Source organism: Candidatus Electronema sp. JC, from assembly GCF_048287365.2.
Taxonomy (GTDB): domain Bacteria; phylum Desulfobacterota; class Desulfobulbia; order Desulfobulbales; family Desulfobulbaceae; genus Electronema.
In genome coordinates this window covers 30,538-55,447 of the sequence record NZ_JBLWEM020000072.1, presented here as the reverse complement: position 1 = coordinate 55,447, position 24,910 = coordinate 30,538, and the positions used below count along the sequence as shown (strand labels likewise).

Sequence of the window (24,910 nt, the reverse complement as noted above, 5' to 3'; positions counted from 1 at the left end):
ACCCGGCAAAATGAGCTTTCTGCCTCATTGCGCGGGCAGGTGGAATATGTTTTAAATATCAAAATCTGGCGGCCTCGCTTCTGTTCGGATACTGGGTGCTGCCGCTGTTTTTCCTCAGCAACGACTGCTTATGATAGTGTCTTTTTCCCGTCGGTCCGCCGTCTTTCCAGTCATCCTTCTCCTGCTCGCCGCCGCGCTGCTGGCCTCGCTGGTCGTCGCCCTGTCCTTCGGGCCGTCCAAGCTGCCCGCCCGCACGGTCTGGGAAGTCGCGCTCAAGCGCGTGACCGGCCTTGAGCTGGGCGCGTTCAGCCCGGCGCAGGAGCACATCGTCCTCTATCTCCGCTTTCCGAGGGTCTTCCTTGCCGCTGTGGTTGGAGCCGGACTGGCGGCGGTCGGTGTCATCCTCCAAGCCGCAGTGCGCAACCCGATGGCTGATCCATACATCATCGGTGTGTCGCCCGGCGCAGCAGCAGGCGCGGTGCTGGCCCTGCTGCTTGGCTGGGGTGACACACTGGGGCAGAGCGGACTCTCAGCAGCGGCCTTCGGCGGCGGACTGCTCGCCTTCGCCGCTGTGGGCCTGATGGCTTGGCGCAACGGCAGACTCACGCCCTCGCGGGTGATCTTGGCTGGCGTGGCGGTCTCGTATCTCTTCACCTCGCTCTCCAGCTACCTCATCCTCAGCTCATCGGAACACATCCCCTCGCAGGCCATACTCTACTGGCTGATGGGCAGCGTGGCCGGAGCAAGGTGGGATCAGCTTGGCCTGCCCGCCCTACTGGCCGCAGGTGGCTCGCTCTATGCCATAGCCTCGGCCCGGCAGCTCAACCTCATCGCCCTTGGCGACGAGACGGCCTGCTCCTTGGGTGTGAATCCGCATCTGCTCCGCCTCAAGCTGATGACGCTGGCCGCCCTGCTCACCGGAGTGCTGGTCTCGGTCAGTGGCGGGGTGGGCTTTGTCGCTCTGATGGTGCCTCATGCCGTGCGCCTTGTCACAGGCGGCGACCATCGCCGTCTCTTGCCCTTGGCAGTGCTGACCGGGGCCATTTTCTTGGTCTGGGTGGACTTGGCCGCCCGGCTGCTGATCCAGCCTGCCGAGCTGCCGCTGACCATCGTCACCGCTTTTGTCGGCACGCCCTTCTTTCTCTGGCTGCTGCGGCGCAAAGAGCGCGGCCTGAGCGGAGACAGCCTGTGAAGATCAGCTTCTCCGGCATCACTTGGAGCGTCGGCGGCAGGCGCATCCTTGACAGCCTCTCCCTGACTGCCGCCTCCGGCCAGTTCACCGGCATAGTCGGGCCGAACGGCAGCGGCAAGTCCAGTCTGCTCCGCTGTCTGTACCGCGCCCTGCTGCCTGACGCAGGCAGCATCGCCTTGGACGGGCAGGACATCCGCGTCTTGTCCCGCCGCGAGCTGGCGACAAAGCTCGCCTCCGTCCTGCAAGAGTCCCTGTCAGAATGCCATTTCACCGTTATAGAGATGGTGCTGATGGGCCGCTATCCCCACCACGGCGCGTTCTCGCCGATGAACGAGGAGGACATGAACTGCGCCCGCCGCGCCATGCAGGCAGCTGACCTCTGCGGTCTGGAGGACGCGCCCTTCCAGACCCTCTCCGGCGGGGAGAAGCAGCGGGTGCTGATTGCGCGCGCCCTCTGCCAGAACAGCCCGGCCTTGATCTTGGACGAGCCGACCAACCATCTCGACATCCGTCATTCTCTTTCTTTGCTTGGCGAGATCAAGCGGCTTAGGCTGACCACCTTGGCCGTGCTGCACGACCTCAACCTCGCCGCCTCCTTCTGCGACCAGGTCTTTGTCCTTGCGCAAGGCAAGGTCGCGGCCAGTGGCCCGCCAGCGCAGGTCTTCACACCTGTCTTGCTGCGGCATGTCTTTGGTGTGGAGGCCGATGTGCGCACCGAGGGCGGCACAGCGCAGCTCCGCTTCCTCGGCCCGTCCAGCATGGCCAGTCAACCATGAAACACATTGCGGCAGCCGCGCTGCTGCTTCTGCTGGCCGGAGGGAACGCGACGGCAGAACCAGAACAGGCTGTAGCGGCAATTCATGAATTGCCACTACAGCCTGTCGTTCACAGCTCAGAAACCATGCTTGTCTCCAACTGTGGTCAGTTTGTCTATCTTGCGCATCCGCCGTGCCGGGCCGTGTCTGTCAATCAGGCCGCCACCGAGCTGTTGCTCGCCCTTGGCTTGGAGCGGCGGATGGTCGGCACCGCCTATCTTGACGCGGCAGTGCGCCCTGACCTCCTGCCCGCTTACCAGCAGGTGCCAGTGCTGGCTGCCAAGGCACCTGGCCGGGAGAGCCTGCTTGCTGAGGAGCCAGACTTCGTCTATGCCACCTTCAGCGGCATGTTCAGCGACGCGAGCCTCGGCAGCCGTCCTATGCTGCATGAGCTGGGCATCCCAACGTATGTCTCGCCAGTCTTCTGTCCGGGCCGCAAAGAGCCGCTGACTTTGGAGGAGCTGCTGGGCGAGATACTCGACATCGGAGGGATATTCAAGGCGCAGGGCAGGGCTGATGCCTTGGTCGCCGATATTCGCCAGCGGGTGGCGCGCACGGCTGCCAAGCTGAAGGAGCGAGGCCAGCCGCCGGTGCGGGCCTTCCTCTTTGACATGGACGACCGCAGCCCGTACACCGCAGGCAGGCTGGGGCCGCAGCAGCTCCTGCTCACGCTGGCCGGGGCAGAGAACATCTTCAGCGACATTGAGGCGCGGATGGCCAACGTCTCTTGGGAGGCTGTGCTGGAGCGCGACCCTGAGCTGATCGTCATTGTGGACTCGCTCTGGTCAACAGCGGCGCACAAGCTGGATCTCCTTCAGAGCAATCCGGCCCTGCACCAGCTCCGTGCGGTGCGGACAGGCCGCCTTGTCACCATGCCCTTCCCTGACCTGATGCCCGGCATCCGCTTCGGCGAGTCAGTGGAGAAGCTGGCAGCGGCATTCCACCCAGAAGCACAGACCGCGCCGACAGAGGCAGCACCTTGAAGACAGCAGCATGGCGACTCGCGCCGGGCGGGACGGAGTTCACGCTCGCTGCTGCGCGGCTGGCTGGACTGAGCCGGGATTCGCTGGTTGTTGAGGCTGGCTGCGGCATGGGCCTGACAGCGGCGGAGCTGGCCAAGCATTTCGGCTGCCGCGTTGAAGCCTTTGATCTTTTTCCTGATTTCATCAGCCGGGCGGAAAAGCTGGCGGCTGCCCAAGGATTGACAGAAAAAATCCGCTTTCACTGCGCCGACATTCTGAAGCAGCCGTTTCAGGAGTGCTGCTGTGATTTCGCGGCGGCTGACGGCGGGGTGCTGACAGCAGTGGCAGACCGGGAGGTTCTGCTCCAGCTCCTCAGTCATGCGCTCAAACCGGGCGGCCATCTTTATCTGACTGATTTAGCCGTGCATTCTTACGCGCCGGAGCCTGTTGCCGCCTATTACCGCCATCTCAGAAGAGGCAGCGAGCGGCTATATCGGCAATTGCTGCCTCGGATCGGCATGGAGATCATCTTCACCTGCCTGCTGCCGGACAGTGCATGGCATCGGTATTTCTTGGACATCAGGCGGGCCACCCGCCGCAGGCTTGGTTTTCTCTGCGATCCAGAAGTTGCGGCCAAGGTACGGGAGGAAGCCGCAGTGTATTATCGGCAGGGCGGGCGCGGCAGCGTGGAGTATCTGCTGATTTTAGCGCGGAAGACGCTGTGACGGCATCTTTCGCAATTTGACAAAAAACGGAGAGAAGAATGAAGAGAAAGATTTCAATCGCTGCTGCGGCAGCTCTGCTGCTGGCCGCCGCAGCGCAGGCGCAGGACACGGCGCAGAAGGAAGGCGGGATGCACAAGCTGGACGAGGTGGTTGTCACCGCGACCAAGAGCGAGACCGAGCTGAAGGACGTGACCGCCAGCGTCACCGTCCTGGACGGCGAGACGCTGCGCGGCTCAGGGGCGCGGGTGCTGACGGACGCGCTGCATCAGACAGCAGGCGTGCAGATGAACGAGTGGGAGGGCGGCGGCGAGTTCTCGATGGTGACGATGCGGGGAATGCCCGCGCTCAACTCGCAGTATGTGCAGGTGCTGGTGGACGGCGTGCCGCGCAACACTGCTTTGGACACTGTGGATTGGTCGGCGATCCCGATGGAGAACGTCGAGCGGGTGGAGATCATCAAAGGCCCGGCTTCGGCCCTCTACGGCAAGAGCGCGCTGGGCGGGGTGATCAACATCATCACCAAGCAAGGCGGCGCGAGTCGGCAGGGCGAGGTCAGCGCAGGCTACGGCAGTTATGGCGAGAACAAGCAGACCGCCCTGCTCTCCGGGCCGCTGGCTGGCGGCGCAGGCTACTCTCTTGGCCTGACCCGCCGGGCGGGCGAGGGCTGGCGCGACGAGAACAACGGCTTTGACCGGGTGAACGGCTTCGCCCGCTTGGACGGACAGCTCGCAGAGCGCACCAAGGCGGGCCTGAGCGTGGATGCTTCGACGTGGGAGCTGGAGTATCCCGATTACCTGCCCTTGGCCAACTACCAAGCTGGCGAGCGGGAGCAGGTTTTTTTCAGGCATGGCAAGGAGGATCACGACGAGCAGAACTTGGGCCTCAGTCTGGAGCATGAGCTGCGCAAGGAGCTGAAGTTGGTCAACCGGACTTACGGCCAGAACATCACCGAAGAGTGGCGGGACATCGTGGACGTGGTGGACAAGGACTTGGAATCCCGCCGCTCAGGCAACGAGCTGCGCTTGGTCAGCGACAACCAGCTCTTCGGCAGAAAAAATCAGACCATGCTCGGCTATCAGCTCGAAAGCGAAGACTACGACGAGACCCGCCGCTTCTCGCAATACTTTCCAGCAGAAGCCAAGCGCGGCCTGATCTCCCGCGACGCGGAGTCCAACCGGCTCTTCAACTCGCTCTACGTGCAGGACGAGCTGAAAGTCACGGATGCGGTCACGGCCACTGCCGGACTGCGCTACGACCACGTGTCCATTGAGCTGGACAACCTGCTTGACCCGGCTGGCTCCCGCGACTCCGACTTCAGCGAGTTCAGCCCCAAGATCGGCGCGGCCTGGGCGGTCAATCCGGCCCTCAGCCTCTTTGCCAGCGTCAGCAGCGGCTTCAAGGCCCCGGTCGGCTCGCAGATCGCCAGCAACCCGGACATCAAGCCGGAAGATGCCTTCAGCTATGAGACCGGCGTGAAGGCCAGCCTGCTCGGCGGCAGGGCGTATGTTCAGCTCTCGCTCTACCGCACTGACCTGGAAAACCAGCTGGTTATGGTCCCGGATGCGGCGGCGCAGGGCACCTTTCGCTACGAGAATGCGGGCGAGTCGCGGATGCAGGGCGTGGAGCTGGAAGGCGACCTTGACCTCGGCCACGGCTTCACGCTGGCCGGCTCCTACACCTACAACGACAGCAGCTACATTGATTTTGTTGACTATGAGATGGACTACTCGGACTACGACCTGCCTTGGCAGCCCAAGCACAAGACCGCGCTGGAGCTGCGCTACGCCCACAGCTGCGGCTTTGGGGCCTCAATAGCCAGCCGCTGGGTTGGCACGCAGTGGATAGACAACGAGAATTCCTTCGAGCAGGATTCGTACAATCTCGTGGATGCCAAGCTGACCTACACCAAAGGACAATGGGAAGGCTCATTGTCCGCCCGCAACCTCTTTGACAGCGACTACATAGCCGCAGGCGAGAACTGGGGCGATGGCGACATCTACCTCACTCCCGGCGACCCTGTCACACTGTATGCCGAGCTGAAGCTGCGCTTCTGAACCATTGCTTCGGGAGACAATGGGATATTTGCCCAGAAGAATGAGTCGATCACCTCATTGATCGGGCGAGCGCAGTGATGTATATTTTACAGCGTTGAATGAATACGGGCAGCATATTTTTTCTCGCCGAAAAGATGCGCTCCATCCTGAAAAAAAGGAGGTGATTCGCTTGAAAATTCGCGTCGCAGCAGAGACAGAGAAATCCGTCTCCAGCTTTATGCACCACGGTTCTTCCGTAGCGCAGTGATTTAAGTTGAGATAATTCCGCCATTCAAGCTGAATGTCTCTCTTGTGCCGCCGTCGGCGAGAATAGACGGCGGCATTTTTTCATGCTGAAGGATATGATCAAGCGGGACATCGCAGACAGCAATGGCTATTTAGCTTTTATTCAGGAAAATTCTGCCTTCCGCAGGCTCTGGACAGGCTGGACAGTCAGTTCCTTGGGCGACAGCTTCAATCAGGCGGCTGTGGTTTTCCTGATCTTGACCCTCACCGGCGGCGAGGGCTTGAAGACCGGCTTGGCCATCGGACTGCGGCTTTCCTCGCGCCTGATCTTTGCCGGGCTGGGCGGCGTGATTGCTGACCGCCTTGACCGCCGTCTATTTTTAATCAGCCTTGACCTCAGTCTGGCCGCCGCCGCCCTGCTCTTTGTGTTTGCAGGCAGCACTGGCAGCCTGCCAGCTTTGTATGCGCTGACAGTGCTGATGGGCGCGCTCAGTGCGGCTCATGCCTCGGCCCGCATAGTTTATCTGCAAGATGTGGCAGGCACGGCTCGATTTGACCGCGCTCTGGCACTGATGCAGATCGGCTTCGGCATGGCTGTCTTTCTTGGCAACGGCCTAGGCGGGGCGATGATCGCGGTTGTCGGCTGTCAGGTTGTCTTCATCTTAGATGCTCTCAGCTTTTTGTTTTCCACCTTTTGCACATGGACAGCCGCGCCCGCCCAAGCCGCAGCCGCTGTCAAAGCGGGACGGAGCAGTTTGCGTCAGGACTGGCTGGCTGGAATCAGCCATCTCCGCTCGCAGCCTGTGCTGCTGCGCATGGTGCTGACCAATGCCATTTGGTCGCTGGGCGGCGGCGGGGTATTTGTCATAGTCTCCTTGCTCTGCTATCAGCGTTTTGACAACGACCCGGTCGTGCTGGGACTGTTCTTTGCCATGACCGGTGCCGGTGCGCTGGCCGCCGCCGCTGTCCGGCCTGTTTTAGGGCGAGGCTTTCAGCAGGACGCGTTGATCATCGGCTGGGCCTGCGTGGCTGAGGGGCTGCTCTTCGTCCTTCTGCCCCACGTCAGCAGCCTGCCGCTGTCTTTGGTGCTGTTCGCGGCGCAGCTGGCGGCGGCCTTCCTCTTCGGCCTCGCCTATCAGCCCTTGCTGCTGCGCGAGGCCGCCCCCGCTATGCGGGGCAGAATTTCAGGATTAGACGGCGGCATCTATCTGTCTTTGTACGGACTGGCAGCGGCGGTTCACGGCGCATTAGCCGCAGCATGGGGACTGAAAGCGGCAGCAGCCCTCGCGGGCGGCATCATGGCCGCCGCCGGTCTGTTCTGGCTCCTTTTTCTTCATCGCCGCAACGGCAGCAGCGCAACAACTCAACTTTGCTCAGGGAAATAAAAATGAACGCGAATACTGTGATCAGAAAAAATGCCCGGCTTTCCCTTTCGCCTGCGGGCAGCGAAGCTGTGGCCGTGGCTGTGCAAGGCCAGCTGAAACTTTTAGAATGCGATCCCCCTGTGCTGGGCAGGGTGCTTGACGCAGTGGGTGACGAGACGGCGGCAAATCAGATCGTCGAGCATTTTGCAGGTGAATTTCCCGCCGAAGATGTGCTCAATTTTCTTGCAACCTTGACTGAGTCGGGCCTGCTGACCGCCGATGAGATAAAAGCCCAGCCAGCACTGCTCCAGCCCCTTCCGCCGCTCTGTCTGATCGGGAGCGGAAGGCTGGCCGAGACGCTGCGGCAGAGCCTGACGGGAGAGGTGCTGCTGCTGCCCTTTCAGCTTCCGGCAGAGGATGATGAAATCTTTGCCGCAGGAACCGTGTTCATCCTCTGCCCTGAGCAGGCTACGTTCCGTGCGCTGCTGGACTTCAACACCTTTTTCCTCAAGCGGCGTTCTCCGTTCATCCTCTGCTATTTCGACGGCCATCAGCTGGCTGCCGGGCCAAGCGTCCTGCCCGGCCTGACCTCCTGCTTCGGCTGCTACACGGAACATCGGCGGCTGCGGCTGGCGCGGGCTGGCGGCAGCACCTTTCCTTGGCAGAGTTTGGAAGGATTGGCGGCGGTTTGGCCTTTGCCTGACACGCCGCAGCAGCGGGCGGCGGCAGTCTGGGCGGCGGAACTGATCGCCCGCGAAGCGGAACGGCTGCGGGTCGGCGGTGAAAACCCGGAACTGCTTGGCCGTCAGCTGCTTTTTGCCGAGCCGTCCGCCGCCGGGCAGTTAGCCGTGGAGTTTTTTCCGATCAGCAGCTGCCCGGCATGTCATGCTTTGGCACTTGACCGCCTGCATGAAGGCAGGCCGAAAATGATTCCCCCGGCAGTCGCATTCCATGCGGACAAACCCGTGCAGTACACTGTGGGCGGTCGCCGCAGCATCTCCAATCAGGAGACAAAAAAACTGCTGGACGAAAGTCTGGCCCGGCTTGGAGCCAAGGTCAGCATCCGCAGACATCATGACGGCCCGCTTGATCACATGCTTTACCGTTTTTCCGCCTGCACGGAAACGAATTACGACCCGAAAAGGCGGATGATCGTGCCGCAGCAGAACAGCCGGGGCAAGGGCCTGACCGAAGAGCAGGCCTATTTTTCCGCTGCTTTTGAGCTGTTTGAGCGGATCAGTGCCAGATATCATGGCGGCGTGAGCCTGATCCGCGCTCCGTACTGCGAGGTGCGCGATGTGGCGATGAATGTCCCTGATCATATCGGCACTGTCTATCATCAGGGCGAGATGGACCGGTTTGACGAGGAGCTGCCCATTGACTGGGTCTGGGGGCACTCGCTTCATGACGGCAGTCCCAAATTAGTGCCCGCCTCAATGGTTTTTCTCTCCAACACCCGTTTCGCAGGCCAGTTTTACGACACTGCCTCCGGCGGCTTGGCCGCTGGAGGCACCTATGAGGACGCAGTGCTTCAGGCCCTGCTGGAGCTGATCGAGCACGACGCTTGGATGATCTGGCAGGCCAACCAGGTGCAGCGGCCCCGCATCGTGCTGGACGACAAGCTGCCCGGCGCAGTCAGAGAGCTGCTCGACCGGATTGCGGCGCACGGTCTGCGTTTGGTGCTGCGCGACTACACCAGCGACTTCGGTTTCCCAGTCTTCCGGGCTTGGATGATTGATGACAGCAACTATTCGTTCTATGCCTCCAACGGCTTCGGAGCCAGTCTTGATCCGGCCATTGCCTTGGAACGGAGCGTTTCCGAAGCATATCAGGCCCGCGATCCCGGCGCGGACAGACGGATCAGCAATTACCGCAACCCGTTGGCCCGCGACCTGGTCTTTCAGTATCATTCGCTCTTCGCCCTCAATCACTTCAAAACCTTGGAGATGAACGAGGACAGCGGCCCGGCGGTGAACTACTCCTCTTTCGTCAATCAATCGGCCCAGTCCGTGTCTGACGACATCAGAACAGTGCTGGCCCGCATCCTCGCTGTGCTTCCCAAAGCTGAAGTGATTGCGGTCAATCTCACCAAGGATGGCATCGGGGTGCCAGTGGTGCGGGTGATCGCCAGCGGCGGGGTACAGAAAAACGCGGAGCCAATCCTTTCCGCCTCCGACCGTCTCTTCAACATGCCGGTGATGATGGGCTGCCGCGCCGAGCCGCTGGCCTACGAAGACCTCTTCAACGGCATTTATCCGCATTGAACCCTCGTCCTCTCTTGTGGCCTGCACTGAGGAGCACCTCCGCCCGGCCTTCCAAGCATTTTGCCCAGACAAATGAGCTTTCCGCCTCATTGTTGCGCGGGCGGGCGGAATATGGTTTAAGGATGAATATCAAAACGTCAGCTTGGAAAGCCCGGACAGTGCCGACTTGGCGGCGGAAATGAGCAGCCGGAACGGCCATGCTGACCTTCTCTGTCCGGTATTGATTTTTTGTACCTAATGTGCAACTCTTTTCAGTCTGCGAGATGTTCGGTAACTGTATGAAAATACATGTATTGTCAATACAGCCGATGTTAACGTATGCGCGATGACGCGCCACTTTGAAGCATTCCAACAGATGTGGGCCTGCTGTTTCCCAGCACACTTCCTTGGTCATGTGCGGAAGGCAATACCATCAAGCATGCTCATATTTTTCCAACTAACTGGAATCTCAAGACAATCAAATCAGCAGCCGAACTGTCTTCAGCAACACAGCATCCCAAAAGAGTCGCACATTAGGTTTTTTGTAACTAATTTTAACACAAAGGGTGCTTATACCTAATTATCAAGACCCGGATGATTATATTCCGAATTTTTAAACAATTCTGGATGAATTTTCCTCCACTTGTTGACAGCCTCCACCGGCGTGACATGACCAATATTTCTTTGAGGAATATTGGAGTTATAGATATTCAGATACTGAATCAAAGCCTCTTCAAGCTGCTGGGCTGATTCAAAGCGGGTTTGCTGAACAATATCCTCAATCCTGCCGTTGAAGCGTTCAACCATGCCGTTTGTCTGCGGTTTTTTCGGTTTTATCAGACGATGCTCAATGCCGTGCTCCGCGCATTCCTGATCGAAGAGATGGTTTCCAGTCGGCTCCCGCTCACCTGTCGGACAGAAACGATCTGTGAACTCCTTGCCATTGTCTGTGAGTATCTTCGAGATGAAGAAAGGAGCATTCTCAATGATATTCTTCAGGAAAGACCGGGCTTCTTCGGCATTTTTCGAGGCCCGCACTTCAAGATGCGCCCATCGTGTCGCTCTGTCAACAGCTGTGAACAGATATTTTCGGTTCTTTTCATCCGGCATCTTCGGGAGATATTTTATATCAGCATGAATGAAGCCCGGTTCATAATCTTTGAATTTTTTCAATAGCTTTTCAGGCCCGTCCTTTTCGGAGATCAGGTCTTTCAGGTTTGAAATCCCGTGCCGTCTCAGGCAGCGGTCAAGAGCGGAGCGCGACATCTTCGGATATAAAAATTTCCGCACAACAACAAGGAGATCATCGATTGGAAGCAGCAGCGATGTCCGCAATTCAATCACAACCGCCTCCTGAGAAGATGTGAGGCTCGTGTTCAAATTATGCGGCGTGTGCGAATAATCCTCAACAGTTTCAAGCTTTTTCCACTTGCTGACGGTGTCCCTGCTGATGCCATGTTTAGCGGCCAGCTTCCGTTCAGAAAGCTGAGACTGCTGAATTTCCCGACGGACCGCAGGGGTCGTCCGCGCTCTTTTGTGCAGGGTGATGTTCATGATGACAAACCAGGCTGTTCATGTTTTGATAATATCTCGCTGATCCGTTCCCGAGCTCGGAACAACGGCCATGGTATATTATCATACGGGTCTTGACACACACTTCAGGACAGAGCATTGTTGGCTGCCGCATTCTCCGGCAGCGGAGCCTCCGGCAGGGTGATCACCGCCCAAGCACCTTCGCCCTCCTTGCCGTCCATCATCACTGTGCCGTTCATGGCTGTGAGCATCTTTTTGACCAAGGTCAGGCCCAGCCCGGTGCCGTTGATCCGGGTGGTGAAAAAAGGCGTGAAGAGCTGCCGCCGCACTTGGGCGGAGATGCCGCAGCCGTTGTCGGCGAAGCGGAGCTGGACGCAGCGGGGCTTGCTGCGGGCCAGCGTGATGGCAATGAGCGGCTGCGGCTGCTTGCGCAGGGCGTTGACCGAGTTGGTGAGCAGATTGAGCAGCACCTGATGCAGGGCGCGCTCGTCGGCCAAGGCCCGCAGCGGCCCCGGCTCCTCGGCCCGCAGCTCAAGGCGGATGCCCTTCTGCCGCAGATCCTGCTCGTGCAGGCGTTTGAACTTCTCGGCAAAGGCGGCCAAATCCAAGGGCGCGGGCCGCTGCTCCTCCAGCAGGTTGAAATTCTTCAAGGCGGAGAGCAGATATTCCATCCGGCTGATCTCGCCCATCGAGCGGTCGAGGAACTCGCGGATTTTTTCCCGGCTGAGCGTGTCCATCTGCCGCCGCAGCACGCTGAGGGCCATCTTCAGCGAGTTGAGCGGATTGGCCAGCTCGTGCCGCACCCCGGAAAAGACAAAGCCGACATTCTCCATCAGATTGGCCGCCTCGGCGATGGACTCCAGCCGCTTTTTCTCGGTCTGGTCGCGGCGGATGACGCAGAAGCTGGCTGCCGGGCCGCTGCCGTCCCGCACCGGCACCACCGCCACCGCCTCCTCATAATAGCTGCCGTCCCGGTGGCGGCTGCGCCGCTCGCCGTGCCACTGCCCGCCCTGCGCGGCGGCGGCCAGCAGCGCGCTCCAGTCCGGCTGCTCGTCGCTCCCGCCGGGCAGCTCGCTCAGGCGGCGGCCCGCGACCTCCTCCGGCAGCCAGCCGGTCACGGCCTGGCAGGCGGGATTGGCGTAGGCGATGCGGCCTGCCGCGTCGGTGATCAGCACGCAGTCGGCAAACTCCTTGATCGCGGCGGCCAGCCTGCTCCGCTCCTGCGAGACCAGCTCGCGCTGCACCGCCGCGCCGATCACATCCGCTGAAATCATCATCGCCTGCACCAGCGAGCCTTCCCAAGGCCGCCGGAGCTGGCCGCAGTCAAAACCGATGCAGCCGCGCAGCGTCTGGCCGACCTGCACTGGCAGGATCAGGCAGGAGCGGATATGGTTCTGCTCCAAGACCTCCCGCACCTGCGCGGGCAGGCCGCAGTTGACATTGATCAGCGGCCTGCCGCTCTTCAGCAGCTCCGCCGGGGGCCGCCAGGCGGCAAGCACGTCCATGCTGAGGCAGGAGGGGCGGCTGCCGGGCCGCGACCAGACCGCGTCCTGCTGCTGCGCCGCGCCGCTGGCGAAGAGGCGGAGGTAAGCCTGCTCGCAGCTGACCGTGCCGCCGAGGCAGCCCAGCACCTCGCTGATCACCTCCTGCCAGCGCGGGGCCTGCAAGAACGTCTTGGCCACGTAGTTGACCGCGCAGAGCATCTGATCGCGTTGCAGAAGGGTGCGCTGCACCTGCTCCTGCATGATCAGGGACTCTTTCAGCCGCTCGTTGGTCTGGGCGAGGTCGCGGGCCTGCCGCTCCAGCTGCTCGGTGGCCGCCGTGCTGTCAAGGACGTTCCGCACCCGGAGGCAGAGCCGGTCGCGGCTGACCGGCTTGCGGAGGAAATCCGCCGCGCCCGCCCCGAAGCTGCGGAACTCGCTCTCGTCCTGCTCCGCGCCGGTGAGGAAAATCACCGGGATGCGCAGGGTCGCGGCATCCTCCTTGAGCTGCCTGCACACCTCGAAGCCGGAGAGATCCGGCAGGTTGATGTCCAGCAGGATCAAATCAGGCCGCTCTGCACGGGCCAGACAGAGGCAGGACGCGCCGTCGGCGGCATCCCGCACCTGATAGCACTCCTCTTCCAGCGCATGATGGAGCAGGCGCAGCACCGCAGGCTCATCGTCCACAACCAGAATGCGGGCGGCTTCGGTCTTCATCGTCGTCTTCCCAACAGCGCGGCGGGGCGGGGCTGCCGGAATTTCTTGCCGCCGCCGGCAGTTTTCTGTTTATTTTTGACGGGCTTGCTGCTACATTGCGAGCTGCGGGGCCAAATATTCCGCCGGACAGTTCCAACTGCATCAATGGAGGCAGCGCACATGCAGAGCGCAGATCAGACTGAAACCAGTATAACCGCCGCCGCAGGCAAAAACAATCCTCAGCCCTTGGCGGCCCGGAAACAGGTGCTGATTGTTGATGACGAGCAGGAGCTGCTGGCCAGCATTCAGGCCGGGCTGGCGAACCATCCCCGCTTCCGGGTGCTGACAGCGGCCAGCGGCGGCGAGGCCCTCGGCATCATTGACAGCGGCATTTTTGATCTGGCGGTGATTGACCTCAACATGCCGGAGATGGACGGCCTCCAGCTGCTCGCCGCCCTGAGCGAGTCCTTCCCGGAAATCCCCAGCATCGTCATGACCGGCTTCGGCTCTCCGGCCATGCGGCAGGAGCTGCGGCAGGCGGGCGCGCTCAAGGTGCTGGACAAGCCCTTGGACATCGAGACCTTGGAGCGGGAGATCACCAGGGCGCTGGAGGACAGGAGCGGCTGCCGCTGCCGCCTGCCGCTGGAGATTTTCCTTCAGCTGGCGGCGATGGAGCATAAAACCATCCACCTCAAGGTCTTCCGCCAAGACGGCAGGCAGGGCAGCTTCTTCTTCCGCGAGGGGATGCTCATCGACGCGGAGCAGGACGGCCTCACCGGCGACAGCGCGGCGCTGGCCATGCTCGACTGGCAGGATTTCACCCTCGGTCTGAAGGAGTACAGCCCGCCTTTCCCGGAGCCGAGGATCAACTCCAGACTGGCCTACCTGCTCCTCCGCACCCGCTGCCGCCTTGACCAGTACGGCGGCGGCAGCGCCTGTTTCGACCGGGCGCGGGAGGAGCTGCGCCGCCTCCGGCAGGAGGCAGACGGAGCCGAACACGGCTGTCCATGAAGCAGGTGCTGATCGTTGACGACGAGCCGGCGCTTCTTCTGAGCATCAAATCCGGTTTTGAAGGCAACGGGCGGCTGCATATACTGACAGCGGAAAATGGCCGTGAGGCTTTGGACATGCTGGACAGGAACCGGCTTGACTTAGTGGTGACCGATCTGCGGATGCCAGTCATGGACGGCGTTCAGCTGCTCTCGGTGATGAGCGAATCCTTTCCTGAGGTGCCGCATATCGTCATGACCGCTTTTGGCACGCCTCTTCTTGACAAGCTGCTGAAGAAGGCCGGCGCGCTGGACATACTTGAGAAGCCTTTTGACATCGAAGCCCTGGAGCAGGCGGTCTGCAAGGCGCTCGACGCGCACGAGGAGCGGCGCCGCAGTCTCTCCGGTCTGTCTCTGAGCAGTTTTCTTCAGATGGTGGCGATGGAGGAGAAGACGGTGCATGTCAAAGTTTTTCATCCGTCAGGCCGCAGCGGCAGCCTCTTCTTCCGTCAGGGCGAGCTGATCGACGCGGAGGCGGACCAGCTGGCCGGCGACGCGGCGGCTTTGGAAATGCTCGCCTGGGAGGATGTGCGCGTAAGCATGAAGGAATTTCCCGCGCCTGCGGCTGGCAGCCGGATGCAGTCCGAGCTGCTGCCGCTGCTCTTCAAGGCGGCGCAGCGCGAGGACGAGCGCGGCGGCCCTGAGGACGACGGCAGCCCCTTGGAGGCGGCCCGGCAGGAGCTGGCCCGCTTCGGCGCAGAGGATGAACAGGCAAAAGCTGCAAACAACATTCTGACTTTGACAGGAGGCGACATGGGCATCAAAGAGCTGCTCAAAAAGATGGCGGACGAGATGGACGGCGTGCTGGCGATTCAGGTCACGGGCATGGACGGCATCACGTTGGCCCTGCACAATCCCACCGGCGCGGACGTGGAGGCTTTTTCAGCCAAGTTCGCGATGGTGATGAAGCTGGTGGAGAAATCGGTGGACTCGCTCAAAGGGCTGGGCGAGCTGGAGGAGAATCTGGTCCAGGCCAAGAACGCCTGGATCCTCACCCGCCTGATCACGCCGCAGTACTACATCGGCATCGCGGTGAGCCGGGAAGGCACCCTCGGCAACGTCCGGCTGGTCGGCCAGCGCTACCTTGAGCAGCTGCGCAGGCTGCTGGTCAAGCCGGAATAAGGAGGCCGCATGGAGGACAACAGGAAGCAGATGCGGCTGATGAGCCTGATGATCGCGGGCATGGCCAAAAGCCTGCACGAGATGTTCGGCGAGGCGGCCCACGCGGTCATGAGCGAGACAGGCCGCAGCATTCTGGAAATTTTGGAACGCGACATGGGCCTGAAGCTGGAGGGGCTGGAGCCGGACGAGGCGCTGGCCGCTGTCGGGCGGGTCTTTCAAGAGGAGCTGGGCTTCATCGACTCCTTCGCGGTCAGCCAGGACGGCAGGCGGCTGATCATGACCCTGAACGGCTGCCAGGGCTGGGACATGACCCAGGCGGTGCTGAAGACCGGCGTGGACACGCCCTTCACCTGCCCGATCATGAATGTCTGCCAGGCCGCGCTGATCCGCATGGGCAGGCCGGCGAGGAAAAGCATCGCGCCGATCCCGGAGACTCGCGGCTCGGCCATCACCTTCACCCTGATGGAATGAAGGCGGCGCCGGGCGGAGCTGCTGCGCCGCCCGGCCATTTTTCCGCACATCCTGCTTTGACCGGCTGTCTTTTTCTGCTACAGTACAGGTTGTGCGCAGCCTGCGGCATTCTGATGTTCGGACATGGAGTCAATCTATGGATGTGCAGAAAAAACTGGCCCGGCTGGCGGAGATCGACGGCTTTCTCGGCACAGCCCTGTTTTCCGCCGAAGGCCGTTTGCTGGCCAAATGCGAGCCGTTCGACCTTGACCTGAAATTAGTCGCCTCGCTGGCCAACAGCCTGCTGGTTCACGCGCAGAAGACCTCATTGGACATGGGCTTCGGCCGCTGCCAGTTCACCTACATCCACACCGAAAAGGCGCTGGTGCTGGCCCGCTGCCTCAACGAGGGCCGCAATCCGCTGCGGGCCGAGCCGGGCAAATGCCACATCCACCTGATCCTGCTCTTCGACAACCCGGACAGCCTCGGCATCGCCAAGCTGGAGATCAACAAAGTGATCCAGTCGCTGGCTGAAGATTTCCGAATGCCGGATCTGCCGCCGCCGCCGCGCCTTCAGGGGCGGCGGCCTGCCGCGCATCTGCGCGACGTGGCCGAGTCGCTGAGCGACGCGCACGTGGACGCGGTCTTTGACGGCCTGCTGGCGCAGCCCGCAGGCCCTCTTTGAAGCGCATGGGCGCCGCAGGCATGGCCAGACGGAACTGCTGGGAGGTCAAACGCTGCGGCAGGCAGCCGGGCGGCGCCAACGCGCAGCGGGACGGTGTCTGTCCCGCCTCGACGCTGACTGCGGTCAATGGCGTGAACGGCGGCGTGAACGGCGGCAGGGCCTGCTGGGCCTTGACCGGCACGCTCTCCGGCCCGGCGGAGAAGGTGCAGGGCATTTTCGCGCGCGACATGACCACCTGCCATGCCTGCAAGTTCTACGAGCAGGTGCTGACCGAGGAGCTGGACCGGTTCGAGGGCGCGGCGCAGATCGTCCGCCGACTGCGGGAGCGCATCGCCGAAGCGGCCAGCTATCCCTTCACTCAAGCGGAACCAAGCAATGGAGCAGAAAAGAAGATGCGTGCTGGCAGTTGACGACACACCCAGCTACCTCATGCTGTTGAACATGATTTTGCAGAAGTCCTACGCTGTCAAAGCTGCGCCCAAGGGCGAGACCGCGCTGAAGATCGTCCGGCAGGATCCGTCCGCCGTCGATCTGATCCTCTTGGACATCATGATGGACGGCTTGGACGGCTTCGCGGTCTGCCGCGAGCTGAAGGCCGACCCCTCCACCGCCCATATTCCAGTCATCTTCATCTCCGGCAAGGAGGATGAGGCTGACCGCGAGCAGGGCCTGGCTCTGGGCGGGGCGGATTTCCTCCTCAAGCCTTTCGCCGCAGACATCGTGCTGGCGGTTGTGGCGCGGCACCTGCCGGACTGATCAGTCCGCGCCGCCGCCGAAGCGCACCGCGAAGGCGGTTCCCTCCCCCTCCCTGCTCCGCACCGCAATCGTTCCGCCGTGCTTCTCTATAATGTTTCTGGTGATCGCCAGGCCGAGGCCGGTGCCCCGGTTCTTGTCAGTGTAGAAGGGCGTGAAGATATGCGTCAGCTTCTCCTCGGACATGCCGCAGCCTGTGTCGGCGACCTCCAGCAGCGCGCCGCCGCTGTCTGAGGGCACCGCCGTGCGGACGGTCAGCCTGCCGCCGCCCTTCTCCGTCATCGCGTGGACGGCGTTGAACACGATGTTGAGCAGGGCCTGATAGATTTGCTCGCTGTCGAGCGGCAGCTCAGGCAGGGACGGGTCCAGGTCCAGCTTCAGCTCTATCCGCTTGGCGGCGAACTCCGCCTCCATGAAGACCGACATCCGCTCGGCAAGGCTGTTGAGCGACGTTGGGGCCAAGTTCGGCTCCTTGGGCCGGGCGAAGTCAAGAAATTCACGGACGATGCCGTCCAGCCGGGTGGTCTCCTGCACGATGATGGCGGCCAAGTGCTCATTGCCAGGGGCGACCTTCCCAATCCGTTTGGCGATGATCTCCGCTGTGGAGCGGACGATGCCGAGCGGGTTCTTGATCTCATGCGAGACTGAGGCGATCATCTTGCCCAAGGCGGCCAGCCGCTTCGACTCATGCAGCTGCTTCTCCAGCTCGCGCCGCTCCTCCGCCCGCGCTTCCATGATCCGGTCGGCGCGGATGACGATGGCGCTGAGGACAGCGAAGAGGAGGCCCATCACGGCCAGCGAGACTGAAATTATTTTGAACTGGAGTGAAATCAGGGCCTCCAAGTCTGCCGAGAGGTCCTGCGTCACTGCCACCACGCCCATGATCTCCCCCTGCCCGCCGCCCCTGTCCTGCCGGAAGGGGACGTAGGTTTGCAGCAGGCAGGAGACCGGCCCGCTGCCAGGCAGGATCAGATTGAGCATCGAGCCGTTCGATACCAGCACCGTGGAGTTTTCACCCAGCAGAGCCTTTTCATACTCCAGCCCGCCTGCATTTTTCCTGCCGACCAGAGCCTTCTCGCTGGAATAGGAGATGATGTTCTCCTTCGAGTCAAAGATCGTCACTGATTTTATATTCATGCCCCGCGTGATGTCAGTGATGATCAAGTCCAGCTGGCTGTACTGCACCGGATCCGAGAGGGCGATGCGCCCGTAGCGGACATAGGTCGGCAGAACAAAGAGGTAGAAGACCTGCCGGTTGAGGCTCTCCGCAAACATGCGCGAGTAGATCCCGCTCCGCTCAAGCATGGTCTTGCGGGCGTTTTGGGAGAAGCTCCAGGTCAGCACCAAGGAGGCGATCAGGATGACCGTCAGCGAGGTAAAGGAGAAGTATTTCACCAGGGCGAAGGGCCGCTGGCCTGCCGGGTCGTCCTGATCCGGCTCCTCGCTGCCGGGCTTCGGCTTTTTGCTGGTGAACTGGGACAGATGGAAGAATTTCATGGCTGATTCCCTGCGCTCAATGGCTTTCGGCCAGCTGCGCTCTCTCCAGCGCGGAACGCATCGCCGCCTCCGGGGCCGCTTCACCTGTCCAGAGGCGGAACTGCTCCGCGCCCTGATGCAGCAGCATGGCAAGGCCGTCAACGGCGCGGCAGCCTGCGGCGCGGGCCTCGCGCAGCAGGCGGGTCTCCAAGGGCGCATAGACTATGTCCATCACTGCGGCGAAGCGGGGCAGCAGGGCAGGGGAGATGATGATCCCCTCCCGGTCAGGCTCCATGCCTGCCGAGGTGGTGTTGACGAACACATCCGCTGTCAGCCAGGGCAGGTCGTCCAAGGCCACAAACTCGCAGCCGAGCCATTCCGCCAGTTTCATGCCGCTTGCCGCTGTCCGGTTGGTGATCACAACCTTGGCTCCGGCCTGCATCAGGCCGAAGCCGACCGCTTTCGCCGCTCCGCCAGCCCCTGCCACCACCACCCGGCTGCGCTCAAGCGCAATGCCAGCCGCCGCAAGCGCGGCGTTGGAGCCAAGCCAGTCGGTGTTGCAGCCTCTGATCACAGTCCGGCCCGCATTGTCCTGCCGCAGGAGCAGCGTGTTGACCGCGCCGATCCGCTCCGCCACCGGATCTGTTTCATCAAGAAAGGGGATGACAGCTTCCTTATAGGGCACAGTGACGCTCACGCCCTTGAAACCAAGGCCGCGCAGCCCGCTCATGGCCTCGGCCAGATCGCGGACCGGCATCGGCACATAAACGCGGTTCATGCCGAGGCTGGCGAAGGCGGCGTTGTGCATGGCCGGACTGAGGGAATGGCTGACCGGGCTGCCGATGATGCCGAAAAGTTCAGTGCTGCCGTTGATCAGAGGCATGTGATTGACCTGCTGCAAGGTGGAATGGTTCACAGATGTCTGCAAAGGGCCGAAAGCGGCGGTCTCAGTCCTTCTTGCTCTTCTTCTTGCCTGCGCCGAAGTAGTCGGACAAAAAGGCGAAGGCGTGGCCGACCTGCGGATCAAAGGCCGCCGCCGCGTCGGCACGGTGATAGACCCGCAGCACAGCCCGGTAGGCATCGGCGAGGTGGAACATCCTTGTCTCGCGCACCTGCTCCGCCCGCCGTTCCAGCCATTCGGCATAAGGAACAAGCTGCTCGGCCAGCGCCAGCTGCTCCGTCACCTTATCCGGGTCGAATTCCTCCTCAGTCAATTTGAGCTTGTCTGAAAAATCAGGGTAGAGGCCCAGAACTTGGCGGGCCGCCTCTGGAAATTCAGTCTTCGGCTTGGGCAGGCTGCGGGTCTCGTCCGCATCAAGATCCATCAAGTCAAAATGCGATAGGTCGATCTGCTTGTCCGCAAGGGTCGGCACATGCGGCGGCGGGTTCGGTGGGTTGGGGTTATTGGAATTGTCTGGCATCATGTCCTCCTGCGGTTAAGTTATGTGGTTTTGCGCTGCTGGTTATTGGTTCGCCGTCTCAGCGGCAAGGTTCTTCGTCTCGCTGGATGCGTTGAAGCATAGGCGAGGTATGGTTCAGCCTGTGGTGCGATATCTTTTATGCGTTAATGAGCGTGGTTAAACGGTTCCGTAGGGGCGGTTCGCGAACCGCCCCTACAGGGTTTCGTCCTGCCGATGCGGATCGTCGTATCACGACGCATTCATTTCCGCATCGCCGGATAAAATCCTTGGCCTCGTAGGGGCACGGCATGCCGTGCCCCTACGTGCTCATCGTCCGCCCGAAATGCTTATACGCCGCCGCTGTGGCGACGCGGCCTCTCGGTGTGCGCATGAGGAAGCCGGACTGGATGAGGAACGGCTCGCAGACATCCTCCAGCGTGTTTTTTTCCTCGCAGACCGCTGTGGCCAAGGTCTCCAAGCCGACCGGGCCGCCTTGGAAGCGGTCGATCAGGGCGAGGAGGATGCGGCGGTCCATCTCGTCCAGCCCGAAGCGGTCAACGGAGAGCATGTCTAAGGCGCGGCAGGCCACGTCGGCGTTGATCAGCGCATGGCCGCCGACTTCGGCGCAGTCGCGCACGCGGCGGAGCAGCCGGTTGGCGATGCGCGGCGTGCCACGGGAGCGGCGGCCTATCTCCAGCGCGCCGTCCGGCGTGATGCCGATGCCGAAAAGTCGCGCCGAGCGGCTGACAATCGCCACCAGCTCTTCGGGGGAGTAGAACTCAAGGCGGAGGAGCACGCCGAAGCGGTCGCGGAGCGGCGGCGTGAGGAGGCCGGTGCGGGTCGTCGCGCCGACGAGCGTGAAGGGCGGCAGGTCGATCTTCACCGAGCGTGCGCCCGGCCCCTGGCCGATGACGAGATCCAGCTGGTAGTCTTCCATCGCCGGATAAAGTATTTCCTCGATCGCGCTGTTGAGACGGTGGATCTCGTCGATGAAGAGCACGTCCCCTGCTTGCAGGCTGGTGAGGATCGCGGCGAGGTCGCCGGCCCGCTCAATCACCGGGCCGGAGGTTGTCTTGATGGCCGCGCCCATCTCGTTAGCGATGATGCAGGCCAGCGTGGTCTTGCCGAGGCCAGGAAAACCGTGGAAGAGCACATGGTCGAGGGCCTCGCCCCGCTTGCGGGCAGCCTCGATGAAGACCCGCAGGCTGCTCTTCACCTGCTCCTGGCCGATGTACTCGTCCAGCAGGCGGGGGCGCAGACTGATGTCAGGCTGGATCTCGTCCGCCAGCCTGCTGCCCGCCACCAGCCGTTTGCCGGTCAGCTCTTCTTCGTGCTTCATGCCTTGTGTTATGCAAAATTGCCACGGCTGCGCCCGCTCTTGCCCCTCTCGTACAGGCAGCAAGAATACTCTGGGAAAACGCCGCTGTCAATCACAGAGCCAGACAGCATTTCCTGATCTCTCCGGCCCAGACCTGATAGCCCAGAGTGGAGAGATGCACACCGTCGCTGAGGAAGCAGGGCCGGGTGATGGGCAGGCACTGCTCGGTGAAGGGCGCGGTCATATCGAGGAAGCGGCAGCCGCTGCCCTCGGCGGTCACGCACAGCTCGCGGTTGACTGCGGCGACAGCCTCCTTCGTCATGCCGGGCGCGGTCATCGGCAGGATGGAGTTGACGAAGACCGTGCTCTTGCCGCAGAGCAGCGTCAGCCGTGGCAGCAGGGTCTGAAAAATGGCGGTGAAGTGCGGGCTGCCCATGAGCAGATTATTAGTGCCGGACATCAGGAGGATGCAATCCGGCTCCCGCACGCTGTCGATCTCATCGAAGAGGCGGGCCGACAGTGTCTCGCACAGCTCGCCCGCCCGGCCCCGGCTGATCACCGCGAGGTCCGGCAGCAGCGTGTCCCAGTCACCCCATTCCACCAAGGAGTCGCCGAGCATAAGCAGGCTCTTTTTGCGCGTCATTTTGTCCTCCGAGCTGCTGTTTTCAAGGTTTCACTCTGCAAGACCACGCAGCCCATGGCTGCGACATGGGCTGCCGCGCCGACGGCGATCTTCGGAGCCTGATTGAGGTCGCGGAAATCATTCGGCGATTCGAGTCCAGTGTCGATGATCTTCTTCCAGACGCAGCGCCGAGTGCCAGTGTTGGTCTCCGGCACTGTGAAGAGCGCGGCCTGATCAGGCTGACCGTTGAGCATGACGTAGAAATTCGCATCCGTGCCGTCGTTGAACACGATATCTTTGAGGAGGAAGGCTAACGTGCGGCTCCCGGACGACCAATCGGGCCGCCCCGGCTCCTTGCCGTGCCAGATGATCTCCTGCGAGGAGGGCGGCCTGTCCGGGCTGCTGATCTCGAAGAACTCGGCGCGGCGGAAGATGGCGTGGTCGCGGCGGAGGCGGATCAGTTTTTGGAAGAAGCGGAGCTGGCCTTTGTTCTTTTCCGCCAGCCGCCAGTCTATCCAGCTTATTTCGCTGTCCTGGCACCACGCGTTATTGTTGCCCTGCTGCGTCCTGCCAAACTCGTCTCCTGCCACGAGCATCGGCACGCCCTGCGAGAGGAGGAGGATCACTGCCATGGTCTTGATCCGGCGCAGGCGGAGCTGCTGCACAAGCGGGTCGTCGCTTGGTCCTTCGCAGCCGGAGTTCCAGCTCAGGCTGTGATTATCGCCGTCGCGGTTCTCCTCGCCATTGGCCAAGTTGTGCTTTTCATTGTAGCTGACCAAATCAGCAAGGGTGAAGCCGTCGTGGCTGGTGATGAAGTTGATCGAGTTGCAGGGGCGGCGGCCATTATGCTGGTAGAGGTCTGAGCTGCCTGCGATGCGCGTGGCCAGCGCGCCGCTCAGGCCCGGCACGCCGTTCATGAAGCGGCGGACATCATCGCGGAACCTGCCGTTCCACTCGGCCCAGCGGTGATGATCAGAGAAGTTGCCAACCTGATACAGGCCCGCAGCATCCCAAGCCTCAGCAATAATCTTGGTGTCAGCCAGCACCGGGTCTTCGGCGATCATCTCCACCACCGGCGGATTGCTGAGAACGTGTCCCTGCTGGTCGCGGCCCAGTATCGAGGCGAGGTCGAAGCGGAAGCCGTCCACGTGCATGTCAATCACCCACCAGCGCAGCGCGTCCATGATCAGGCTGCGGACGATAGGATGGTTGCAGTTGCAGGTGTTGCCGCAGCCGGAGAAGTTCAGGTAGGCCCGCGTCCACGGGTCAAGCAGGTAGTAGATCGGGTTGTCGATGCCCCGGAAGGAGCTGGTCGGGCCGTCCCAGCCGCCTTCGGCAGTGTGATTGTACACTATATCGAGGATGACCTCTATCCCGGCGCGGTGCAGGGCCTTGACCATGTCGCGGAACTCGCGCAGCGGGTGGCTGCTGTCGCTCGAATAGGCGGCTTTGGGTGCGAAGAAGGAGAGCGGGCTGTAGCCCCAGTAGTTTTTCAGCTGCCCGCCCGTGCTTGGATTATGGAAGACGCAGTCTGTTTCGTCAAATTCAGTCACCGGCATCAATTCCACCGCCGTGATGCCCAGCTCCTGCAAGTAGGGGATCTTTTCCATGATGCCCTGGAAGCTGCCGGGAAAGCGGCACTGCGATGACTCATGCACGGTGAAGCCGCGCACGTGCAGCTCGTAGATCACCGTGTCTTGGATCGGGGTGTTCAGAGGGCGGTCGCCCTCCCAGTCGTAGCTTTCGTCGGGTATCAGGCAGAGGGTCTGGCTGCCCGCCGGATTGCGCGGCTCGCCCCAGCGCGGCGTGCGCAGCTCCTTGGCATAGGGATCGAGCAAAATCAGGCGGCTGTCGCAGGCCAGGCCGCTGCTCTCCGGCTGGTATGGGCCGGTCAGCCGCCAGCCGTAGCGGATGCCCGGCGGCAGCTTGCCGATCAGGACATGCCAGATGTCGCCGGTCTTATGCAGCTTGGGATCAAGGAATATCTCGAAACGGGCTGCGTCATGGTCGTCTTTCAGTCCGAGCACCAAAGAGGCGGCCTCAGCGTGCCGCGAGAAGAGGGCAAAGTTCACGCCTTTGGGCGTGGCTGTCGCGCCTAAAGGCTGCGGGCTGCCTTGCAGGATGGGGAATTCTATTTTCATATTGACGAACTGGACTTGATTGCGTACTCTTTTATTCTCCGCAGCTGCATCCTACACCACCGGCGGCCTTTTCCCAAAGCCGAAAACCGCCTTTTCCGCAAGGAGCCTCTGTCATGAGCCGTCACGACTTCCTTATCCGCAGCCTTGTCATCACTGCCGCCGCGCTTTTTTCCGTCGGCATTCTCTGGATTGTGTATTTGGTTGACACCGGCGCTCATACAAAAAGCATGTTCCGTCCGGTGTTCACCATCAGCGACCGGCTGGCCTATGGCGACAAGCTGGGACATTTCCTCCTCTTCGGCCCGTTCACGCTGGCGGTCAACGCGGCCCTGAATTTTCGGCGGCTCGGCACAGGCTTCTATCTCGGCAGCCTGCTCGTCTTCTGCTTCACGCTGGCCGAGGAGCTGGGCCAGTGCTTCATTTCATCCCGGAGCTTCGAGCTGCTGGACATCCTCGCCAACGGGGCAGGCATCCTGCTCTTCACGTGGTTTTCTGTCTGGGCGGAGCAGCTGCTCCGCCCCCGGCCTGAGCTGGCTGCCGTTCCAGCACGTCGTTTTTAGAAATGCAAAAGGGGCGGCCAGCGGCTGCCCCTGCGCGGAAAAGT

The 24,910-nt window shown here is 61.8% G+C and carries 23 protein-coding genes; 14 read left to right on the top strand and 9 right to left on the bottom strand.

All coding sequences use genetic code 11. The annotated features are described in order from the left end of the window. The first annotated feature begins 130 nt into the window (after positions 1-130). The 7 genes from ACNKH3_RS13000 (at position 131) to ACNKH3_RS12970 (ending at position 9,601) form a co-directional block, all read left to right on the top strand. Positions 131-1,192 carry a FecCD family ABC transporter permease gene (locus ACNKH3_RS13000; protein WP_417916857.1) on the top strand — a complete coding sequence of 354 codons (1,062 nt, stop codon included), beginning with the start codon at positions 131-133 and terminating at the stop codon, positions 1,190-1,192. After that, positions 1,189-1,968, top strand: coding sequence for an ABC transporter ATP-binding protein (locus ACNKH3_RS12995; RefSeq protein ID WP_417916856.1), 780 nt, complete (start codon positions 1,189-1,191; stop codon positions 1,966-1,968). Before ACNKH3_RS13000 ends, ACNKH3_RS12995 begins: the two co-directional genes overlap by 4 nt. Then, positions 1,965-2,990: an ABC transporter substrate-binding protein gene (locus ACNKH3_RS12990; protein ID WP_420209531.1), complete on the top strand. Its 1,026-nt coding sequence runs from the start codon at positions 1,965-1,967 to the stop codon at positions 2,988-2,990. The genes ACNKH3_RS12995 and ACNKH3_RS12990 overlap by 4 nt, the downstream gene beginning before the upstream one ends. Then, positions 2,987-3,694 carry a class I SAM-dependent methyltransferase gene (locus tag ACNKH3_RS12985; protein WP_417916854.1) on the top strand — a complete coding sequence of 236 codons (708 nt, stop codon included), beginning with the start codon at positions 2,987-2,989 and terminating at the stop codon, positions 3,692-3,694. The genes ACNKH3_RS12990 and ACNKH3_RS12985 overlap by 4 nt, the downstream gene beginning before the upstream one ends. 38 nt (positions 3,695-3,732) lie before the next feature. Then, the gene (locus ACNKH3_RS12980) at positions 3,733-5,748 is read left to right on the top strand and encodes a TonB-dependent receptor (RefSeq protein ID WP_420209530.1); all 2,016 of its coding nucleotides are present in this window, start codon (positions 3,733-3,735) and stop codon (positions 5,746-5,748) included. 329 nt (positions 5,749-6,077) lie between these two features. After that, positions 6,078-7,358 carry an MFS transporter gene (locus ACNKH3_RS12975; RefSeq protein ID WP_417916742.1) on the top strand — a complete coding sequence of 427 codons (1,281 nt, stop codon included), beginning with the start codon at positions 6,078-6,080 and terminating at the stop codon, positions 7,356-7,358. Positions 7,359-7,360: 2 nt separating this feature from the next. Then, entirely contained in the window at positions 7,361-9,601 is a 2,241-nt protein-coding gene (locus ACNKH3_RS12970; protein WP_417916743.1) for a TOMM precursor leader peptide-binding protein, read from the top strand. On the opposite strand, the gene ACNKH3_RS12965 is transcribed toward ACNKH3_RS12970, so the two are convergent. The 3 genes from ACNKH3_RS12965 to ACNKH3_RS12955 all read right to left on the bottom strand — a co-directional run bounded on the left by ACNKH3_RS12965 (position 9,579) and on the right by ACNKH3_RS12955 (position 13,311). Continuing rightward, on the bottom strand, positions 9,579-9,995 hold the full coding sequence (locus ACNKH3_RS12965) for a hypothetical protein (RefSeq protein ID WP_417916744.1): 417 nt from the start codon (positions 9,993-9,995) through the stop codon (positions 9,579-9,581). The genes ACNKH3_RS12970 and ACNKH3_RS12965 overlap by 23 nt on opposite strands. A 161-nt stretch (positions 9,996-10,156) precedes the next feature. After that, the gene (locus tag ACNKH3_RS12960) at positions 10,157-11,134 is read right to left on the bottom strand and encodes an IS481 family transposase (RefSeq protein ID WP_417916745.1); all 978 of its coding nucleotides are present in this window, start codon (positions 11,132-11,134) and stop codon (positions 10,157-10,159) included. A 104-nt stretch (positions 11,135-11,238) separates the two neighbouring features. Next, entirely contained in the window at positions 11,239-13,311 is a 2,073-nt protein-coding gene (locus ACNKH3_RS12955; protein ID WP_420209529.1) for a response regulator, read from the bottom strand. A gap of 159 nt (positions 13,312-13,470) precedes the next feature. On the opposite strand from ACNKH3_RS12955, the gene ACNKH3_RS12950 reads away from it, so the two are divergent. From ACNKH3_RS12950 to ACNKH3_RS12925, 6 genes are all read left to right on the top strand, one after another. Continuing rightward, positions 13,471-14,301, top strand: a complete 831-nt coding sequence (locus tag ACNKH3_RS12950; RefSeq protein ID WP_420209528.1) for a response regulator — start codon at positions 13,471-13,473, stop codon at positions 14,299-14,301. Beyond that, positions 14,298-15,461 (top strand): response regulator, encoded by a 1,164-nt coding sequence (locus ACNKH3_RS12945; RefSeq protein ID WP_420209527.1) that lies wholly within the window; start codon positions 14,298-14,300, stop codon positions 15,459-15,461. The genes ACNKH3_RS12950 and ACNKH3_RS12945 overlap by 4 nt, the downstream gene beginning before the upstream one ends. A gap of 9 nt (positions 15,462-15,470) precedes the next feature. Continuing rightward, positions 15,471-15,932, top strand: a complete 462-nt coding sequence (locus tag ACNKH3_RS12940) for a hypothetical protein (protein ID WP_420209526.1) — start codon at positions 15,471-15,473, stop codon at positions 15,930-15,932. 136 nt (positions 15,933-16,068) lie between these two features. Then, positions 16,069-16,596: a roadblock/LC7 domain-containing protein gene (locus ACNKH3_RS12935; RefSeq protein ID WP_420209525.1), complete on the top strand. Its 528-nt coding sequence runs from the start codon at positions 16,069-16,071 to the stop codon at positions 16,594-16,596. A gap of 5 nt (positions 16,597-16,601) precedes the next feature. Next, positions 16,602-17,006 (top strand): two-CW domain-containing protein, encoded by a 405-nt coding sequence (locus ACNKH3_RS12930; protein ID WP_420209536.1) that lies wholly within the window; start codon positions 16,602-16,604, stop codon positions 17,004-17,006. Further along, on the top strand, positions 16,972-17,352 hold the full coding sequence (locus tag ACNKH3_RS12925; protein ID WP_420209524.1) for a response regulator: 381 nt from the start codon (positions 16,972-16,974) through the stop codon (positions 17,350-17,352). The genes ACNKH3_RS12930 and ACNKH3_RS12925 overlap by 35 nt, the downstream gene beginning before the upstream one ends. On the opposite strand, the gene ACNKH3_RS12920 is transcribed toward ACNKH3_RS12925, so the two are convergent. From ACNKH3_RS12920 to glgX, 6 genes are all read right to left on the bottom strand, one after another. Then, positions 17,353-18,846, bottom strand: a complete 1,494-nt coding sequence (locus tag ACNKH3_RS12920; RefSeq protein WP_420209523.1) for an ATP-binding protein — start codon at positions 18,844-18,846, stop codon at positions 17,353-17,355. Positions 18,847-18,862: 16 nt separating this feature from the next. Then, entirely contained in the window at positions 18,863-19,741 is an 879-nt protein-coding gene (locus ACNKH3_RS12915; protein WP_420209522.1) for a shikimate dehydrogenase, read from the bottom strand. A 31-nt stretch (positions 19,742-19,772) separates the two neighbouring features. After that, entirely contained in the window at positions 19,773-20,246 is a 474-nt protein-coding gene (locus ACNKH3_RS12910) for a hypothetical protein (protein ID WP_420209521.1), read from the bottom strand. 298 nt (positions 20,247-20,544) lie between these two features. Then, the gene (ruvB, locus tag ACNKH3_RS12905; protein WP_420209520.1) at positions 20,545-21,564 is read right to left on the bottom strand and encodes a Holliday junction branch migration DNA helicase RuvB; all 1,020 of its coding nucleotides are present in this window, start codon (positions 21,562-21,564) and stop codon (positions 20,545-20,547) included. A 91-nt stretch (positions 21,565-21,655) separates the two neighbouring features. Further along, positions 21,656-22,186 (bottom strand): GDSL-type esterase/lipase family protein, encoded by a 531-nt coding sequence (locus ACNKH3_RS12900; RefSeq protein WP_420209519.1) that lies wholly within the window; start codon positions 22,184-22,186, stop codon positions 21,656-21,658. Then, positions 22,183-24,306, bottom strand: coding sequence for a glycogen debranching protein GlgX (gene glgX / locus ACNKH3_RS12895; RefSeq protein WP_420209518.1), 2,124 nt, complete (start codon positions 24,304-24,306; stop codon positions 22,183-22,185). Before glgX ends, ACNKH3_RS12900 begins: the two co-directional genes overlap by 4 nt. 113 nt (positions 24,307-24,419) lie before the next feature. On the opposite strand from glgX, the gene ACNKH3_RS12890 reads away from it, so the two are divergent. Continuing rightward, positions 24,420-24,866 (top strand): VanZ family protein, encoded by a 447-nt coding sequence (locus tag ACNKH3_RS12890; protein WP_417915780.1) that lies wholly within the window; start codon positions 24,420-24,422, stop codon positions 24,864-24,866. The last annotated feature ends 44 nt before the right edge of the window (positions 24,867-24,910 follow it).

What these genes read in the sequence shown, in the direction of transcription:
- ACNKH3_RS13000 (WP_417916857.1), top strand. Translation starts at nt 131, where the DNA reads ATGATAGTGTCTTTTTCCCGTCGGTCCGCCGTCTTTCCAGTCATCCTT.
- ACNKH3_RS12990 (WP_420209531.1), top strand. Translation starts at nt 1,965, where the DNA reads ATGAAACACATTGCGGCAGCCGCGCTGCTGCTTCTGCTGGCCGGAGGG.
- ACNKH3_RS12980 (WP_420209530.1), top strand. Translation starts at nt 3,733, where the DNA reads ATGAAGAGAAAGATTTCAATCGCTGCTGCGGCAGCTCTGCTGCTGGCC.
- ACNKH3_RS12975 (WP_417916742.1), top strand. Translation starts at nt 6,078, where the DNA reads ATGCTGAAGGATATGATCAAGCGGGACATCGCAGACAGCAATGGCTAT.
- ACNKH3_RS12970 (WP_417916743.1), top strand. Translation starts at nt 7,361, where the DNA reads ATGAACGCGAATACTGTGATCAGAAAAAATGCCCGGCTTTCCCTTTCG.
- ACNKH3_RS12965 (WP_417916744.1), bottom strand. Translation starts at nt 9,995, where the DNA reads ATGACCAAGGAAGTGTGCTGGGAAACAGCAGGCCCACATCTGTTGGAA.
- ACNKH3_RS12960 (WP_417916745.1), bottom strand. Translation starts at nt 11,134, where the DNA reads ATGAACATCACCCTGCACAAAAGAGCGCGGACGACCCCTGCGGTCCGT.
- ACNKH3_RS12955 (WP_420209529.1), bottom strand. Translation starts at nt 13,311, where the DNA reads ATGAAGACCGAAGCCGCCCGCATTCTGGTTGTGGACGATGAGCCTGCG.
- ACNKH3_RS12950 (WP_420209528.1), top strand. Translation starts at nt 13,471, where the DNA reads ATGCAGAGCGCAGATCAGACTGAAACCAGTATAACCGCCGCCGCAGGC.
- ACNKH3_RS12945 (WP_420209527.1), top strand. Translation starts at nt 14,298, where the DNA reads ATGAAGCAGGTGCTGATCGTTGACGACGAGCCGGCGCTTCTTCTGAGC.
- ACNKH3_RS12940 (WP_420209526.1), top strand. Translation starts at nt 15,471, where the DNA reads ATGGAGGACAACAGGAAGCAGATGCGGCTGATGAGCCTGATGATCGCG.
- ACNKH3_RS12935 (WP_420209525.1), top strand. Translation starts at nt 16,069, where the DNA reads ATGGATGTGCAGAAAAAACTGGCCCGGCTGGCGGAGATCGACGGCTTT.
- ACNKH3_RS12930 (WP_420209536.1), top strand. Translation starts at nt 16,602, where the DNA reads ATGGGCGCCGCAGGCATGGCCAGACGGAACTGCTGGGAGGTCAAACGC.
- ACNKH3_RS12925 (WP_420209524.1), top strand. Translation starts at nt 16,972, where the DNA reads ATGGAGCAGAAAAGAAGATGCGTGCTGGCAGTTGACGACACACCCAGC.
- ACNKH3_RS12920 (WP_420209523.1), bottom strand. Translation starts at nt 18,846, where the DNA reads ATGAAATTCTTCCATCTGTCCCAGTTCACCAGCAAAAAGCCGAAGCCC.
- ACNKH3_RS12910 (WP_420209521.1), bottom strand. Translation starts at nt 20,246, where the DNA reads ATGCCAGACAATTCCAATAACCCCAACCCACCGAACCCGCCGCCGCAT.
- ruvB (WP_420209520.1), bottom strand. Translation starts at nt 21,564, where the DNA reads ATGAAGCACGAAGAAGAGCTGACCGGCAAACGGCTGGTGGCGGGCAGC.
- ACNKH3_RS12900 (WP_420209519.1), bottom strand. Translation starts at nt 22,186, where the DNA reads ATGACGCGCAAAAAGAGCCTGCTTATGCTCGGCGACTCCTTGGTGGAA.
- glgX (WP_420209518.1), bottom strand. Translation starts at nt 24,306, where the DNA reads ATGAAAATAGAATTCCCCATCCTGCAAGGCAGCCCGCAGCCTTTAGGC.
- ACNKH3_RS12890 (WP_417915780.1), top strand. Translation starts at nt 24,420, where the DNA reads ATGAGCCGTCACGACTTCCTTATCCGCAGCCTTGTCATCACTGCCGCC.